General features: G+C 59.9%; 18 protein-coding genes and 3 pseudogenes. 10 read left to right on the forward strand and 11 right to left on the reverse strand.

Annotated elements, in window-relative coordinates:
- From rnk to cyaY, 3 genes are all read right to left on the reverse strand, one after another.
- Positions 1-411: a nucleoside diphosphate kinase regulator gene (gene rnk, locus AC07W4_RS02815; protein WP_008050852.1), complete on the reverse strand. Its 411-nt coding sequence runs from the start codon at positions 409-411 to the stop codon at positions 1-3.
- A 294-nt stretch (positions 412-705) separates the two neighbouring features.
- On the reverse strand, positions 706-924 hold the full coding sequence (locus tag AC07W4_RS02820; protein WP_495031417.1) for a DUF1289 domain-containing protein: 219 nt from the start codon (positions 922-924) through the stop codon (positions 706-708).
- A 4-nt stretch (positions 925-928) separates the two neighbouring features.
- Positions 929-1,261, reverse strand: coding sequence for an iron donor protein CyaY (gene cyaY, locus AC07W4_RS02825; protein WP_008050853.1), 333 nt, complete (start codon positions 1,259-1,261; stop codon positions 929-931).
- A gap of 307 nt (positions 1,262-1,568) precedes the next feature.
- Between cyaY and lptM the strand changes: the two genes are divergently transcribed.
- From lptM to AC07W4_RS02855, 6 genes are read left to right on the forward strand one after another with little or no spacing between them, the layout of a single operon-like run.
- Positions 1,569-1,745, forward strand: coding sequence for an LPS translocon maturation chaperone LptM (lptM, locus tag AC07W4_RS02830; RefSeq protein ID WP_007980804.1), 177 nt, complete (start codon positions 1,569-1,571; stop codon positions 1,743-1,745).
- Positions 1,746-1,757: 12 nt separating this feature from the next.
- Positions 1,758-3,005 (forward strand): diaminopimelate decarboxylase, encoded by a 1,248-nt coding sequence (gene lysA, locus AC07W4_RS02835; RefSeq protein WP_495031418.1) that lies wholly within the window; start codon positions 1,758-1,760, stop codon positions 3,003-3,005.
- A gap of 4 nt (positions 3,006-3,009) precedes the next feature.
- A complete protein-coding gene (dapF, locus tag AC07W4_RS02840) occupies positions 3,010-3,840 on the forward strand; it encodes a diaminopimelate epimerase (protein WP_007989473.1) in 831 nt (276 codons plus the stop codon).
- 13 nt (positions 3,841-3,853) lie between these two features.
- Entirely contained in the window at positions 3,854-4,579 is a 726-nt protein-coding gene (locus AC07W4_RS02845; protein WP_495031419.1) for a DUF484 family protein, read from the forward strand.
- A gap of 2 nt (positions 4,580-4,581) precedes the next feature.
- Positions 4,582-5,481 carry a tyrosine recombinase XerC gene (xerC, locus tag AC07W4_RS02850; RefSeq protein WP_495031420.1) on the forward strand — a complete coding sequence of 300 codons (900 nt, stop codon included), beginning with the start codon at positions 4,582-4,584 and terminating at the stop codon, positions 5,479-5,481.
- Positions 5,478-6,185: an HAD family hydrolase gene (locus AC07W4_RS02855; RefSeq protein WP_008050866.1), complete on the forward strand. Its 708-nt coding sequence runs from the start codon at positions 5,478-5,480 to the stop codon at positions 6,183-6,185. Before xerC ends, AC07W4_RS02855 begins: the two co-directional genes overlap by 4 nt.
- A gap of 184 nt (positions 6,186-6,369) precedes the next feature.
- On the opposite strand, the gene sutA is transcribed toward AC07W4_RS02855, so the two are convergent.
- From sutA to glnK, 4 genes are all read right to left on the reverse strand, one after another.
- Complete coding sequence (gene sutA, locus AC07W4_RS02860; RefSeq protein WP_008050867.1) at positions 6,370-6,693, reverse strand: dormancy-specific transcriptional regulator SutA; 324 nt, start codon at positions 6,691-6,693, stop codon at positions 6,370-6,372.
- 101 nt (positions 6,694-6,794) lie between these two features.
- Entirely contained in the window at positions 6,795-7,220 is a 426-nt protein-coding gene (locus AC07W4_RS02865; protein ID WP_008015517.1) for a secondary thiamine-phosphate synthase enzyme YjbQ, read from the reverse strand.
- Between the two features lie 213 nt (positions 7,221-7,433).
- Positions 7,434-8,771, reverse strand: coding sequence for an ammonium transporter (locus tag AC07W4_RS02870; RefSeq protein ID WP_495031421.1), 1,338 nt, complete (start codon positions 8,769-8,771; stop codon positions 7,434-7,436).
- A 35-nt stretch (positions 8,772-8,806) separates the two neighbouring features.
- Positions 8,807-9,145 (reverse strand): P-II family nitrogen regulator, encoded by a 339-nt coding sequence (glnK, locus tag AC07W4_RS02875; protein WP_002555808.1) that lies wholly within the window; start codon positions 9,143-9,145, stop codon positions 8,807-8,809.
- Between the two features lie 408 nt (positions 9,146-9,553).
- On the opposite strand from glnK, the gene AC07W4_RS02880 reads away from it, so the two are divergent.
- Positions 9,554-9,814 (forward strand): accessory factor UbiK family protein, encoded by a 261-nt coding sequence (locus AC07W4_RS02880; protein ID WP_008050869.1) that lies wholly within the window; start codon positions 9,554-9,556, stop codon positions 9,812-9,814.
- Positions 9,815-10,270: 456 nt separating this feature from the next.
- Positions 10,271-10,789, forward strand: coding sequence for a BRO-N domain-containing protein (locus AC07W4_RS02885; RefSeq protein ID WP_495031422.1), 519 nt, complete (start codon positions 10,271-10,273; stop codon positions 10,787-10,789).
- 11 nt (positions 10,790-10,800) lie between these two features.
- On the opposite strand, the pseudogene AC07W4_RS02890 reads toward AC07W4_RS02885, so the two are convergent.
- Positions 10,801-10,884: pseudogene (locus AC07W4_RS02890) on the reverse strand (HigA family addiction module antitoxin); the annotation flags it as partial.
- A 64-nt stretch (positions 10,885-10,948) separates the two neighbouring features.
- Between AC07W4_RS02890 and AC07W4_RS02895 the strand changes: the two are divergent.
- Together AC07W4_RS02895 and AC07W4_RS02900 are read left to right on the forward strand one after the other, a co-directional pair.
- Positions 10,949-11,119: a hypothetical protein gene (locus AC07W4_RS02895; RefSeq protein ID WP_177413770.1), complete on the forward strand. Its 171-nt coding sequence runs from the start codon at positions 10,949-10,951 to the stop codon at positions 11,117-11,119.
- 179 nt (positions 11,120-11,298) lie between these two features.
- Positions 11,299-12,144, forward strand: a pseudogene (locus AC07W4_RS02900) (YifB family Mg chelatase-like AAA ATPase); the annotation flags it as partial.
- 190 nt (positions 12,145-12,334) lie between these two features.
- On the opposite strand, the pseudogene AC07W4_RS02905 reads toward AC07W4_RS02900, so the two are convergent.
- The 3 genes and pseudogenes from AC07W4_RS02905 to AC07W4_RS02915 all read right to left on the reverse strand — a co-directional run.
- Positions 12,335-12,421 (reverse strand): annotated as a pseudogene (locus tag AC07W4_RS02905) (oxidoreductase); the annotation flags it as partial.
- Positions 12,422-12,432: 11 nt separating this feature from the next.
- Entirely contained in the window at positions 12,433-13,629 is a 1,197-nt protein-coding gene (locus tag AC07W4_RS02910; protein ID WP_495031423.1) for an MFS transporter, read from the reverse strand.
- 56 nt (positions 13,630-13,685) lie between these two features.
- A complete protein-coding gene (locus tag AC07W4_RS02915) occupies positions 13,686-14,288 on the reverse strand; it encodes an NADPH-dependent F420 reductase (protein ID WP_495031424.1) in 603 nt (200 codons plus the stop codon).
- Between the last annotated feature and the right edge of the window lies 1 nt (position 14,289).

Here is a 14,289-nt window from a genome sequence, read left to right on the forward strand (position 1 = left end):
TCACTCCGGGAACGCGCCGCCATTGGCCGGCTGCGATTCAACCTCCAGCAGCGTCAGCTTCAGGGTCTTGCCGCCCGGAGCCGGCCAATCGATGTGCTGGCCAACCTTCAGGCCGAGCAGCGCGCTGCCCACCGGCGCCAGGATCGAGACCTTGCCTTCGTCGGCGTTCGCATCCTTGGGGTACACCAGGGTCAGGTGGTAGTCCTTGCCACTGCCTTCTTCGCGGCAATGCACACGGGAATTCATGGTCACGACATCCGCCGGCACTTCATCGTGGCCGACCAGGGTATCGGCGCGATCCAGTTCGGTTTGCAGCGCAATAACGCCCGGCAGCGTGTCGTCCAGGCTGTCGATCAGACGCTCCAGACGCTGGACGTCCAGACGGGTAAGGGTGATGGAAGGTGCGGTCATGATCTGGGCAGACTCCTTTCTTCTGCACGAAAAAAGCAAAACCCCGCCAGAAAAAGGCGGGGTTTTCATAAGCCTCGATGGGTTGAGGCGTTTCCGGACACTATCACAGCTCAAAAAATATACAAGTCAGGTCCGACCATGCACCTTGTAGCAGCTGGCGAAGCCTGCGTTCGGCTGCGCAGCAGTCGTAGAACCTGAATGCTCGGTATTCCTGGCACACCTTATTGTCTGATCTCACGACTGCTGCGCAGCCGAACGCAGGCTTCGCCAGCTGCTACGGATCGCGTTACGGCGTTAAATGGCGGCTTTGCGTTGCGCTGCCTGGGCGCAGATGACGCGCCGGCGATCATCGTCCGCCGAACGCCATTCGCGGATGTCTTCGACATGACGAAAGCAGCCCAGGCAGACTTTCTGCTCGTCCAGACGGCACACACCGCTGCAGGGCGATGGCACCGCAGGGCTGACATTGCTGTAGAGCGGCTTGGGCGCACGGACAGACGCAGGCTGGGTCACGATCTCACAGGCCTTCGAAATCGAGCTCGACACCGGCCTGTTGCTGGACGATACGTTCAAGCATTTCACCCAACTGCTCTTCGCTCTTGTCGCACATCCAGCGCTCGCTTTCTTCGTCGTAGTCGAAGTGGAAACCACCGGACACCGCCGCCAGCCACAGCTGACGCAGCGGCTCCTGGCGACTGAAGATCAACTGGCTGCCGTTCTCGAACTTGACAGTCAGCACACCGGCCGAGCTTTCGAGGTCGATATCCAGATCGCTCTCGTCAAAGATGTCCTCCAGGGTTTGCTGGGTGGCATCGACCAGGTCGTGGAAACGCGCTTCGGACAAACTCATTACGGCAACCTCAAAAAGTGTCTGATCAGGCTCAAGCGCCGCAAGATACGACCGAGCCCCGTCGATTGCAAAGGATAATGACCAAGCGACCGTCTGTGGGAGCGGGCTTGCTCGCGAAAGCGGTGGTTCAGTCAACAAAGAGGTTGAATGTACTGGCCCCTTCGCGGGCAAGCCCGCTCCCACAGGGATTGCGTGATACCAACCGGTATCGGCCCAAGCCCCGCCGGACGGGCGGTCCGTTGCATAGGCAAGCTGCCGGGTGGCCGGTATACTCCGGCGCAATTAATGCATTTTCAAGGATTTCGCCATGAAGCGCCTGATCTCTTCCCTTGCTGCGCTCCTCGCGGTTGCCTGCCTTGTGTCGGCCTGCGGTCAAAAAGGCCCGCTGTACCTGCCCGATGAAGACCAGGACCCTGTCGAGCAAGCCAAGTCGTCGCAGCAGCAGCCTGCCTCCAAAGCACACAAGCACGACGTCTACCAATAATAAGGGAACCTCATGGACGCTTTTAACTACCGTGACGGTGAACTGTTCGCGGAAGGTGTTGCCCTGTCTGTCATCGCCGAGCGCTTTGGCACACCGACCTACGTTTACTCGCGCGCGCACATCGAAGCCCAATACCTGGCTTACGCCGATGCACTGGCCGGCATGCCGCACCTGGTGTGCTTTGCTGTGAAAGCCAACTCCAACCTGGGCGTACTGAATGTCCTTGCGCGTCTGGGCGCCGGTTTCGACATCGTCTCCCGTGGCGAGCTGGAACGTGTACTGGCCGCTGGCGGTACCCCCGACAAGATCGTGTTCTCCGGCGTCGGCAAGACCCGTGACGACATGCGTCGCGCCCTGGAAGTCGGCGTGCACTGCTTCAACGTCGAATCCACCGACGAGCTGGAGCGCCTGCAAGTGGTCGCCGCCGAACTGGGCGTTCGCGCGCCGATTTCGCTGCGCGTGAACCCGGACGTCGATGCCGGCACCCACCCGTACATTTCCACCGGTCTCAAAGAGAACAAGTTCGGCATCGCCATCGCCGACGCCGAAGACGTGTACGTGCGTGCAGCTCAGCTGCCCAACCTGGAAGTGGTCGGCGTCGATTGCCACATCGGCTCGCAACTGACCACCCTGCCGCCGTTCATCGACGCCCTCGACCGCCTGCTGGGCCTGGTCGATCGCCTCGGTGATTGCGGCATCTACCTGCGCCACATCGATCTCGGTGGTGGCCTGGGCGTGCGATACAAGGACGAGGAGCCGCCACTGGCTGCCGACTACATCAAGGCTGTGCGCGAGCGTCTCGACGGTCGTGACCTGGCGCTGGTGTTCGAGCCGGGCCGCTTCATCGTGGCCAACGCCGGTGTATTGCTGACCCAGGTCGAATACCTCAAGCACACCGAGCACAAAGACTTCGCCATCGTCGACGCCGCCATGAACGACCTGATCCGCCCGGCGCTGTACCAGGCCTGGATGGACGTCACTGCCGTGCGTCCGCGTCAATCCGCCGCCCGCGCCTACGACATCGTCGGCCCGATCTGCGAGACCGGCGACTTCCTGGCCAAGGACCGTCAACTGGCGCTGGAGGAAGGCGACCTGCTGGCCGTGCATTCGGCCGGTGCCTACGGGTTTGTCATGAGTTCCAACTACAACACCCGCGGCCGTACCGCTGAAGTGTTGGTGGACGGTGATCAGGCATTTGAAGTGCGTCGCCGTGAGACGGTAGCCGAGTTGTTTGCTGGCGAAAGCCTGCTGCCGGAGTAAAACCATGCTGCTGCGTTTTACCAAAATGCACGGCCTGGGCAATGACTTCATGGTCCTCGACCTGGTCAGCCAGCACGCGCACATTCTGCCCAAGCACGCCAAACAATGGGGCGACCGGCACACCGGCGTCGGTTTCGACCAATTACTGATCGTCGAGGCACCGAGCAACCCGGACGTGGACTTCCGCTACCGGATCTTCAACGCTGACGGCTCCGAAGTGGAACAGTGCGGCAACGGTGCGCGCTGCTTCGCCCGCTTCGTGCTCGACAAGCGCTTGACCGCCAAGCGGCAGATTCGCGTCGAGACCAAAAGCGGCATCATCGAACTGGACATCCGCAACGATGGCCAGATCAGCGTCAACATGGGCGCGCCGCGCCTGGTGCCGGCGGATATTCCGTTCCAGGCAACGGAGCAGGCCAAGAGTTATCAGGTCGACGTCGACGGCACCCCGGTCGAACTGGCTGCGGTATCCATGGGCAACCCCCATGCCGTGGTGCGGGTCAGCGATATCAACAATGCGCCGGTGCATGAACTGGGGCCGAAAATCGAACATCACCCGCGCTTCCCGGCTCGGGTCAATGTCGGTTTTCTCCAGGTCATCGACCGGAGCCGCGCACAGTTGCGCGTCTGGGAACGCGGAACCGGGGAAACCCAGGCTTGCGGAACCGGCGCCTGTGCCGCCGCAGTGGCCGCGATCAGCCAGGGGTGGATGGATTCGCCGCTATTGATCGACCTGCCTGGCGGGCGCCTGTCCATCGAATGGGCAGGCCCTGGCCAACCGGTGATGATGACCGGCCCGGCAGTGCGCGTATATGAAGGACAAGTGCGTCTTTGAGTGAGCGAAATCCATGACTGACAAGCCTCAGGTACCCGCACGACAAGCTGACGAATCACCGTCCGAAAGCCTGGAGGCTGCGGCTGTTGCCGCGTACCTGGAGGCTCATCCGGACTTCTTCGTCGAGCACGAGGAACTGCTCCCGTCCCTGCGTATTCCCCATCGGCGCGGCGATACCGTGTCGCTGGTGGAGCGCCAGATGACCATCCTGCGCGACCGCAACATTGAACTGCGTCATCGCCTGTCGCATTTGATGGACGTGGCCCGGGACAACGACCGACTGTTCGAAAAGACCCGTCGCCTGATCCTGGCGCTGATGGATGCCGCCAGCCTGGAAGACGTGGTGATGTGCGTCGAAGACAGCCTGCGCCAGGAATTCCAGGTGCCCTTCGTCAGTCTCATCCTGCTCGGCGACAACGCCATGCCGGTGGGCCGCTGGGTCACCCACGCCGAAGCTCAAGTGGCCATCGGCGGTTTGCTCTCGGAAGACAAAAGCATCAGCGGCAGCCTGCGAGAACATGAACTGGACTTCCTGTTCGGCGAAGAACAGCGCAAGCAGATCGGCTCCACCGCGGTCGTCGCCATCAGCCACCAAGGCATCCACGGCATCCTGGCCATCGCCAGCCGTGATCCGCAGCACTACAAAAGCTCGGTGGGCACCTTGTTCCTGAGCTACATCGCTGAAGTCATGGGTCGCGTGCTGCCACGGGTCAACAACTCCCTGCGCTCGGTACGCTGAACATGGAACGACAACTGGACGCTTACTGCGAACACCTGCGCAGTGAGCGGCAGGTGTCGCCGCACACGCTGTCGGCCTACCGCCGCGACCTCGATAAAGTGCTGGGCTGGTGCGTCAAACAGAATATCGGCAGCTGGGCGGCGCTGGACATCCAGCGCCTGCGCAGCCTGATTGCTCGTCTGCACGCTCAGGGGCAATCGTCCCGTAGCCTCGCGCGATTGCTGTCGGCCGTTCGCGGGCTCTATCACTACCTGAACCGCGAAGGCCTGTGCGACCACGATCCGGCCAATGGTCTCGCGCCGCCCAAAGGCGAACGCCGCCTGCCGAAAACCCTCGACACCGACCGCGCCCTGCAATTGCTTGAAGGGGGAGTCGAGGATGACTTTCTCGCTCGCCGGGATCAGGCGATTCTGGAGTTGTTCTATTCCTCCGGGCTGCGGCTGTCGGAGCTGACGGGGCTCAATCTCGATCAGCTCGACCTGGCCGACGGCATGGTCCAGGTGCTCGGTAAAGGCAGCAAGACCCGCCTGCTGCCGGTAGGAAAAAAGGCCCGCGAAGCGCTGGAGCAGTGGCTGCCACTGCGGGCCATGGCCAACCCCGCGGACGATGCGGTTTTCGTCAGCCAGCAAGGCCGCCGCCTCGGTCCCCGGGCGATCCAGGTGCGGGTCAAGGCTGCCGGCGAGCGTGAACTGGGGCAGAACCTGCATCCGCACATGCTGCGGCACTCCTTCGCCAGCCATTTGCTGGAATCCTCCCAGGACCTGCGCGCGGTGCAGGAACTGCTCGGCCACTCGGACATCAAGACCACCCAGATCTACACCCACCTGGACTTCCAGCACCTGGCCACGGTCTACGACAGCGCCCACCCACGGGCCAAACGCATGAAAGGCGACGATTCATGAGTATTCAATTGATCACCTTCGACCTCGACGACACCCTGTGGGACACCGCCCCGGTAATCGTCAGCGCCGAAGCCGTATTGCGTGCATGGCTGACCGAACACGCGCCCAACCTGGGTGCCGTGCCGGTGGAACATTTGTGGGCCATACGCGAACGCATCCTGAGCATCGAGCCGAACCTCAAGCACCGCATCAGCGCCTTGCGCCGGCGCGTGTTGTTCCAGGCCCTGGAAGAGGCCGGATATCCCCATGCCGAAGCGTCGGACCTGGCCGACCAAAGTTTCGAAGTGTTCCTGCATGCCCGGCATCAGCTGGAAATATTCCCGGAGGTGCAGCCGACCCTGGAGTTGCTGGCCAACCATTACGCCCTCGGCGTGGTCACCAATGGCAACGCCGATGTGCGTCGGCTGGGGCTGGCGGACTACTTCAAGTTTGCGTTGTGCGCCGAAGACATCGGCATCGCCAAACCCGATGCGCGATTGTTCCGGGAGGCTTTGCAGCGCGGTGGCGCGACCGCTGAAACGGCGGTGCATATTGGCGATCATCCGGGTGATGACATTGCCGGTGCGCAGCAGGCGGGGTTGCGGGCGATCTGGTTCAATCCGGCGGGCAAGGCCTGGGAAGCGGACCGGCTGCCGGATGCCGAAATTTGCAGCCTGACCGAATTGCCGGCGTTGTTGGCTCGCTGGAATTCTGTGTCGGCCTGACACAAAAACCTGTGGGAGCGGGCTTGCCCGCGAAGGGGCCGTGTCAGTCAGCATTGATATCAACTGACACACCGCTTTCGCGGGCAAGCCCGCTCCCACAGGGAACACCATAGGTTTTGGATTTGTATCAGGCATGAAAAAGCCCGCAGCGACGGCGGGCTTTTTCAGCAAGCAGGTAGCAGGCTCAGATAGGCCGGCTGCCGTACTTGTTGTCCGGCTTCTTGGGCGGATCGGCGACCACATTGGCCTCCACTTCCTGCACTTTGCCGCCCTTGGCCAAAAACTCCTCCATGGCCCGCGCGAGAGCATCGCGTTCCTTGTTCTTGGCTTCGACACTCGGCAGCTCATCGACCGATACCGCTGCCTTGGCCTTGCCTTTGGCGGTCGGAACCGGCGCATCACCACCGTCGTCTTCAGCGACGTCTTCCGCCGCTGCTTCCAGACCTTCTTCGGTTTCGTCGTCGTCGCCTACTTCGAGGTCGTCGTTTTCCAGATCATCGTCGCTCATGTTCTACCTCATGACTTGCGAAAAGCAGATTAGTTATAGCCCAGCTTTGCCCTCTGTCGAAGGCTGCAGGAAAAAATTCAACAGCCGCTGCTGACCAGCGGCTATGCCTCTTCACCGTGCACGGTGGCGAGGACTTTACGGGCACCGCCATGATCACGGTGCTCGCCCAGATAAACGCCTTGCCAGGTCCCCAACGCCAGCCGGCCTGCCGAAATCGGCAAACTGAGCTGACAGCCAAGCACGCTGGCCTTGAAGTGCGCCGGGAGGTCGTCCAGGCCTTCGTCGTTATGCTCATAGCCGTCTGTTCCTTGTGGGATCAGACGATTGAAAAATCGTTCGAAGTCGCGACGTACCGCCGGATCGGCGTTCTCGTTGATGGTCAACGACGCCGAGGTATGCTGCAGCCACAGATGCAACAGACCGACCCGACACGCCTTGAGTTCAGGCAAGCCGGCGAGTAACTCATCCGTTACCAGGTGAAAGCCCCGGGGCCTCGCCCGCAAGGTAATCAGAGTCTGTTGCCACATACAGTTCTCCGCACGTTCGGGGCGCATTCTAGCGCGCTCTGGGAAAAAACAAAGGCCCTAATATTCCTTCAATCCTGTAAGCCTTTGGCTGCACAAAAACACCCGACGTAAACATCGTAAAACCTGTAGGAAAAAACCTTTCAGCCCAGCCTTCAACGACAAATTCCAGACAAAAAAATGCCCGGCAAGCCGGGCAGTTTTTTACGCGCCTGCTTACAAGTTGTAGCCGCGTTCGTTGTGAAGCGCCAGATCGATGCCGACCGCCTCTTCTTCTTCGTTGATGCGCAGGCCCATGACCACATCCAGCACTTTGAGGATGATGTATGTGGCGATCGCTGTGTAGATCACCGTGAAGCCCACGCCTTTGCACTGAATCCACACTTGTGCGGCGATGTCGGTCACGGTGCCGAAGCCACCCAGGGAGGGAGCTGCGAACACACCCGTCAGGATTGCGCCGAGGATACCGCCGATACCGTGCACGCCAAAGGCGTCCAGGGAATCGTCATAGCCGAGCTTGCGCTTGAGGGTGGTGGCGCAGAAGAAGCACACCACGCCAGCCGCCAGACCGATTACCAGCGCGCCCATCGGGCCGACGGTGCCGGCTGCCGGAGTAATTGCCACCAGACCGGCTACCACGCCCGAAGCGATACCCAGTGCGCTAGGTTTGCCGTGAGTAACCCACTCGGCAAACATCCAGCCCAGTGCGGCAGCAGCGGTAGCAATCTGAGTGACCAGCATCGCCATGCCGGCGGTGCCGTTGGCCGCAGCGGCTGAACCCGCGTTAAAACCGAACCAACCGACCCACAGCATGGCCGCGCCCATCAAGGTGTAACCGAGGTTGTGCGGCGCCATCGGCGTGGTCGGGAAGCCCTTGCGCTTGCCCAACACCAGGCAGGCGACCAGACCAGCCACACCGGCGTTGATATGCACCACGGTGCCGCCAGCGAAATCCAGCACGCCCCAGTCCCACATCAGGCCGCCGTTACCGGACCAGACCATGTGCGCGATCGGCGCATACACCAGGGTGAACCAGATGCCCATGAATACCAGCATCGCGGAGAACTTCATCCGCTCGGCGAACGCACCGACGATCAGCGCCGGGGTGATGATCGCGAAGGTCATCTGGAAGGTGACGAATACCGCCTCGGGGAACAGCGCCGCAGGGCCGGTCAGGCTGGCTGGCGTGATGCCGGCGAGGAACGCCTTGCCCATGCCGCCGAAGAACGAGTTGAAGTTGACGACGCCCTGCTCCATGCCCGTGGTGTCGAACGCGATGCTGTAGCCATAAATGACCCACAGGACGCTGATCAGACCAGTAATGGCGAAGCACTGCATCATCACGGAAAGAATGTTTTTCGACCGAACCATGCCGCCGTAGAACAGCGCGAGGCCGGGAATGGTCATAAACAGCACCAAGGCTGTCGAGGTCATCATCCAGGCGGTGTCGCCGGAGTTGAGGACTGGGGCCGCCACTTCGTCTGCCGCCAGAGCAAGGCTGGGCATTACGATGGACAACAGGGCTCCTAGCCCTGCGAATTTACGCAGAGTCATATTGTTTTCTCCTGGGGCGTTGGGTTTGTGGCGGCTTAGATTGCGTCGGTATCGGTTTCGCCGGTACGGATGCGAATCGCCTGTTCCAGATTGACCACGAAGATCTTGCCGTCACCGATCTTGCCGGTGTTGGCAGCCTTGGTGATGGCCTCGATTACCCGGTCCAGATCCTTGTCGTCGATGGCGACGTCGATCTTCACCTTGGGCAGGAAATCGACCACGTATTCCGCGCCGCGATACAGCTCGGTGTGACCCTTCTGCCGACCAAAGCCTTTGACTTCAGTGACGGTAATGCCCTGCACGCCGATCTCGGACAGCGACTCGCGTACGTCGTCCAGCTTGAACGGCTTGATGATGGCAGTGACTAGCTTCATGAAAACTCTCTCCCGAATTGGTGGACTTGCCCCAGGAAAACAAACCCGTCTCAAGTCTAAGCGCAGTGCCTGGCTTTGTAACGCATCGTCGGCCCTGACCTGCCCGTCCGACGCCCCTCACGAAACACTCCCCCGCTTCGCTTGGCGCACTGCGTTCGTCACAGTGACTGCATCAGTGCATGGGTCATCAGGGTCTAAGCAGAAAGCTTGCCATCTCCACAAAAACTACTGTTTTCAAGCCTTTACCCGCAGATGACTGCTACTTCGCAACAACACCCGACGCGATACGCACAACAACGGTGCGACACCGTCCGTCCCCATGCGCGAAAAGCGTGCAGCCCTTGCCCGCGCAAATGACTATAGACACTGCGTGATACACTGCCCGTCATTGTTTCCAGGACATTGCCCATGCTCGCGCCAAAAGACTTCCTCGACGCCCTCACCGGCACCGCCTCCCGCCTCTTCAGCGGCGACACGCCTCTGCCGAAAGCCGAAATCGAAAGCCAGTTCAAAATGTTGCTGCAGAGCGGCTTCAGCAAACTGGATCTGGTGAGTCGGGAAGAATTCGATAGCCAGATGGTTGTGTTGGCGCGCACCCGGGCGCGGCTGGAGGCTCTTGAAACGAAGGTCGCGGAGATGGAAGCGAAGCTAACCCCGCCAACCGAATAACACACCAAACCCTCTGTAACACGCGATCCCTGTGGGAGCGGGCTTGCCCGCGAATGGGGTCGTCTCGGTCTACCAGTTATCCCACACTGGACAGATCACCCCTGTAGGAGCTGCCGCAGGCTGCGATCTTTTGATCTCAAACATCGCAAGAATCCCGGCAACGTCCTACAAACATCACACCGCCGTCCGATTGCGTCGCGAAGTATCCGATCTCTATGCTCATCCCCAGCTGAATATTCAGCACCGGGTTTGGCGACCTGGATAGCATCCGACGCACCGCGACCACATTCGATTCAGGGAATTATCCCATTTCGAATTATGGCGGCTGTGCGTGGGAGACCTTCAGGTCTGCCGGTTTGTCCGGATGCACCGGTTCGCCAACCCGCGCGCAGCTGCCACCCTTTCGTTTGGCGACGAACAGAGGCAGCTTCCTTCATACGCATCCGGAGTTGCAAAATGGAAGAAAGCTATCTAATCCCCCACATCTTCACCCGCCACAAACTCCACCTCCACGCCCTACTCCTGCAAAACCAACCCTGGTTCAGCGCCCGCGACTTGGGCCGATTACTTCGCATCTACCTCAACGACCGCCAACTCCGAAAACTCGATCCTGACCAATACCAAACCACCAGAACCCTCATCTACGGCCGCATCGAAAACACCCTGCTGATCAGCGAATCCGGTGTCTACGCCATGCTCGTCTACCACTACTGCCCCGAATACCGAGCATTGCGTGAATGGCTCACCCATGAAGTCGTCCCCGCCCTGCGAGACGCCCAACACCCCACCACAATCGAGCGCCCACAACTGAGCCTGCTCAATTGGCCGGAAATGTCGTTGAGCTTGCTGCACTGGAATAACCAGCCGTGGATTCGGTTGCAGGATGTGCCGCAGATGATGACAGAGCGTGAGCTGGCCAGACGCCCGGTAAAACCGTGGTGGAAGCGGGCTTCACGTGTCCTGCAGTCGCTCTGAATATTTAACGTTCAACCACGCTCGATCCGGGCTGAGCGTAACTCGTAGGTCGATTGCAGATTCAGCCAGAAATCGGGTGTGGTGTTCAGGTGGATGACCATAACAACCGCCTTGTCACCTACTTGAGCGACCAATATCTTCCAATCGCAGGAGGTGCGTATGAGCCCAAAAAAGCGAAAGGCGAAGCTCTTACAAATTGTTGAGTTTCACACCGAAGCACGTCGTTTGGCTGGAAATTTATCGGCCAATCAAAGACGTTTTATTGAAGTCGCCATCGCGCGCGGTAAAGAACTTGAGCCAGGTGGTTGGTTGGCCGGTGGACGAAGCTGAATTTTTTTCGTGAAAGAAACCGTCTAAATGGCGGTTTTTTTGTACCTCGCCAATGCCCTGGTTCGTAACCGCAATATCCCGTGAAATTTTGCCCACGTAACCACCCCACCAATTCCCTCTCCCCCGTCTACCCTTCACAAACCCGCAGGAAGCGGTGCTCTTCAACTCAAGGAACGACCATGTCCCTCTCCATCGTCCACAGCCGCGCCCAAGTGGGCGTCGAGGCACCCGCCGTCACCGTCGAAGTCCATCTGGCCAACGGTCTGCCCTCGCTGACAATGGTCGGCCTGCCCGAGGCCGCGGTGAAGGAAAGCAAGGATCGGGTGCGCAGTGCGATCATCAATTCCGGGCTGCAATTTCCGGCGCGTCGGATCACGCTGAATCTGGCGCCAGCGGACTTGCCCAAGGATGGCGGGCGGTTCGATCTGGCGATTGCCCTGGGGATTCTCTCGGCCAGCGTGCAGGTGCCGACGCTGACGCTGGACGACGTGGAGTGCCTGGGGGAGCTGGCGCTTTCCGGCGCAGTGCGGCCCGTCCGCGGGGTGCTGCCGGCAGCATTGGCGGCGCGCAAGGCCGGGCGCTGGTTGATGGTGCCGCAGGCGAATGCCGAAGAGGCCTGTCTGGCGTCAGGGTTGAAGGTCATCGCAGTGGACCATCTGCTGCAGGCGGTGGCGCATTTCAATGGGCACACGCCCATCGAGCCCTTCGTTTCCAACGGTTTGCTCTACGCCAGCAAACCCTATCCCGACTTGAATGAAGTTCAGGGGCAAATGGCGGCCAAACGCGCACTGCTGATTGCGGCAGCGGGTGCGCATAACCTGTTGTTCAGCGGGCCACCGGGTACAGGCAAGACGCTATTGGCGAGCCGATTGCCAGGGCTGCTGCCACCCCTGGCTGAGAGCGAAGCACTGGAGGTCGCAGCAATTCAATCCGTCGCCAGTTGTGTGCCGCTGAGCCACTGGCCACAGCGCCCCTTCCGACAACCACACCATTCTGCCTCAGGACCGGCACTGGTGGGCGGTGGCTGGGACAAAAAGAAATTAATGAGAAAACAAGGAATAAACTGAGAGAAAAAATGCGATTACACGTTGCGAAATTGCACTCCACTTGACCACCCGCTTGTATTCGACCTGACCAGTCATATGCATTCGTTCTGAACACCGATTGCATCAGGTTTGACCAGCACACTTTGTAACCATGATCGGCAGAGAACGGCCAGGAGCGGGCAAAGTTGCGCACAGCAGCCTTGCTCGCGCTGTAGACTCTGAAGTTTTCGAGGCCTTGAGTGGCGGTGGTGGACTTAGAATGAACGGCTAGCGAGGAGGGGCGGCGTGTATCAGCCACGCGGTTGCAAACGCTGCAAAGGCTCCCACCCATAATGCGCTTTCCACACCGAAGTGATCGACCGCCAATCCACCAATCAATGCGCCCGCGCCAATGGCGAGTTGCGCGATGGATACAAACAGCGCTGCAACGCTCTCCAACCGATCAGGTGCCGCTCTGAATATCCAGCTTTGGATAGCAATCGGCAGCATCCCGAAGCCGAAACCCCACACGACAACAGCCGCCACCGCAAACCATGCATTCGTTCCAGTGAAGAGGAGCAACAGCAGCGACAGCCCCAAATTCAACGATGTGCCAAGCACCGCCAGACGTACGTCACGCTCGACCACCCAGCCACAGAACACGTTGCCAAAAAAGCCTGAGAGCCCATAACCCAGCAGGACTAAACTCAGGACACCAGCCTCGATTCCGCTGATCTGGTTCAAAAAGGGTGTGATGTAGGTATAGGCCGCAAACTGCCCGATAAAAATCAGTACCACCGCAGCGAGCCCGACCTGCACTTTGCGCAACTTCAGCACCGCCGGTATTTGCGAAAGCCCTGTCAAGCGCTCTGGACGAAGGACTGGAAGTAACCAGATCAAGGCGCCAACCACCAACAGCGCAACGGCAGCCGATGCACCGAATGCGAGGCGCCACCCCAACAGGTTACCTAGCAAGGCACCTGCTGGTACACCAGCCACAGTTCCCAGTGACACACCTGAAAATATGATGGCCGTTGCCTTTCCCGCCGCATCAGGTCGCAGTCGCGGACCGAGTGACCCGCCAATGGTCCAGAACCCGCCTACCGCAATGCCCAGGAGTACGCGCCCTAGCAGCAGCGCAGCAAAACTGGTTGCGCTGGCCACTAGCAAGTTGGACACGACGAGCAGGCTGAGTAGAAACCACAGGACATGGCGCCGGTCGAACCTGCCCGCCAAGCCAATCGTCAGGAGTGCGGCACACGCTGCCAAAATACCAGGAATGGTTACCATGAGGCCTGCTTGACCTTCAGTGACCGATAAATCCTTGGCAATTTGCGGCAAAAGGCCCACGGGGAGGAACTCTGCGGTTACCAGTGCAAATGCACCGATACCGATGGCGGTTACTGCACCCCATGACGCAGGAGCTGACGCAGGCACTCCCGCTGGGTTGGATTGTGATTGTTCAGAGAAAATGGCTTGGGACATGAGTCGGACATCCTGAAAGCAATAAAGAACGCACCCGAAGGTGCGCTTTGATGTGATCAAGCAAACTTGACCAGATTGAGCGCCGGCAACGGACCGCCAGGGAACTGGACAAGCCGCGCCCCAACATCAAGAACGCCCAGGTCAACACCAAAAAAACCCAACCGGTTGATCAAGCCACCGACAGTTTCCCTGGCGTGCTGATCATCGCCCGAGAGAAACAGCACTCGACGCCCGCCTTCTCTACCCGGGTCGGCAGAAATCAAATGCGGTTGCAAATGGTTAAAAGCCTTCACGACGCGAGCACCTGGTACCCACTCAGAAAACACTGCGCTAGATGTGCGGCCTTGAAGATCAATCGACTTGAACAGCGGCGCTTCAATTGGGTTATTGGCATCAATAACAATCCGACCTGCGAAGTCCGGCAGTCCAGCCAATGCCGTCGGCAGCCGGGACCAGTTCACGGCAACCAGCACGATCTCCTGAGCCGCCGCCTCCTCTCGGGTCCCGGCTTTGACCAATGGTCCCAGACTACTAACCAGCTCGGCCAACGATGCCGGACCACGGCTGTTGGAGAGAATTACGTTGATACCCTTGCTTGCCAGCGCCTTTGCAAAAGCGGAGCCGATGGCGCCCGCCCCGATCACACCGATGGTGGTCATG

This window comes from Pseudomonas sp. GW821-FHT02A08 (genome assembly GCF_059422045.1).

Coding starts and splice junctions, on each gene's coding strand:
- AC07W4_RS02880 (WP_008050869.1), top strand. CDS start 9,554: ATGCTCGCGCCAAAAGACTTCCTCGACGCCCTCACCGGCACCGCCTCC.
- AC07W4_RS02910 (WP_495031423.1), bottom strand. CDS start 13,629: ATGTCCCAAGCCATTTTCTCTGAACAATCACAATCCAACCCAGCGGGA.
- AC07W4_RS02845 (WP_495031419.1), top strand. CDS start 3,854: ATGACTGACAAGCCTCAGGTACCCGCACGACAAGCTGACGAATCACCG.
- AC07W4_RS02895 (WP_177413770.1), top strand. CDS start 10,949: ATGAGCCCAAAAAAGCGAAAGGCGAAGCTCTTACAAATTGTTGAGTTT.
- xerC (WP_495031420.1), top strand. CDS start 4,582: ATGGAACGACAACTGGACGCTTACTGCGAACACCTGCGCAGTGAGCGG.
- dapF (WP_007989473.1), top strand. CDS start 3,010: ATGCTGCTGCGTTTTACCAAAATGCACGGCCTGGGCAATGACTTCATG.
- lptM (WP_007980804.1), top strand. CDS start 1,569: ATGAAGCGCCTGATCTCTTCCCTTGCTGCGCTCCTCGCGGTTGCCTGC.
- lysA (WP_495031418.1), top strand. CDS start 1,758: ATGGACGCTTTTAACTACCGTGACGGTGAACTGTTCGCGGAAGGTGTT.
- rnk (WP_008050852.1), bottom strand. CDS start 411: ATGACCGCACCTTCCATCACCCTTACCCGTCTGGACGTCCAGCGTCTG.
- sutA (WP_008050867.1), bottom strand. CDS start 6,693: ATGAGCGACGATGATCTGGAAAACGACGACCTCGAAGTAGGCGACGAC.
- AC07W4_RS02915 (WP_495031424.1), bottom strand. CDS start 14,288: ATGACCACCATCGGTGTGATCGGGGCGGGCGCCATCGGCTCCGCTTTT.
- AC07W4_RS02885 (WP_495031422.1), top strand. CDS start 10,271: ATGGAAGAAAGCTATCTAATCCCCCACATCTTCACCCGCCACAAACTC.
- AC07W4_RS02870 (WP_495031421.1), bottom strand. CDS start 8,771: ATGACTCTGCGTAAATTCGCAGGGCTAGGAGCCCTGTTGTCCATCGTA.
- AC07W4_RS02855 (WP_008050866.1), top strand. CDS start 5,478: ATGAGTATTCAATTGATCACCTTCGACCTCGACGACACCCTGTGGGAC.
- AC07W4_RS02865 (WP_008015517.1), bottom strand. CDS start 7,220: ATGTGGCAACAGACTCTGATTACCTTGCGGGCGAGGCCCCGGGGCTTT.
- glnK (WP_002555808.1), bottom strand. CDS start 9,145: ATGAAGCTAGTCACTGCCATCATCAAGCCGTTCAAGCTGGACGACGTA.
- cyaY (WP_008050853.1), bottom strand. CDS start 1,261: ATGAGTTTGTCCGAAGCGCGTTTCCACGACCTGGTCGATGCCACCCAG.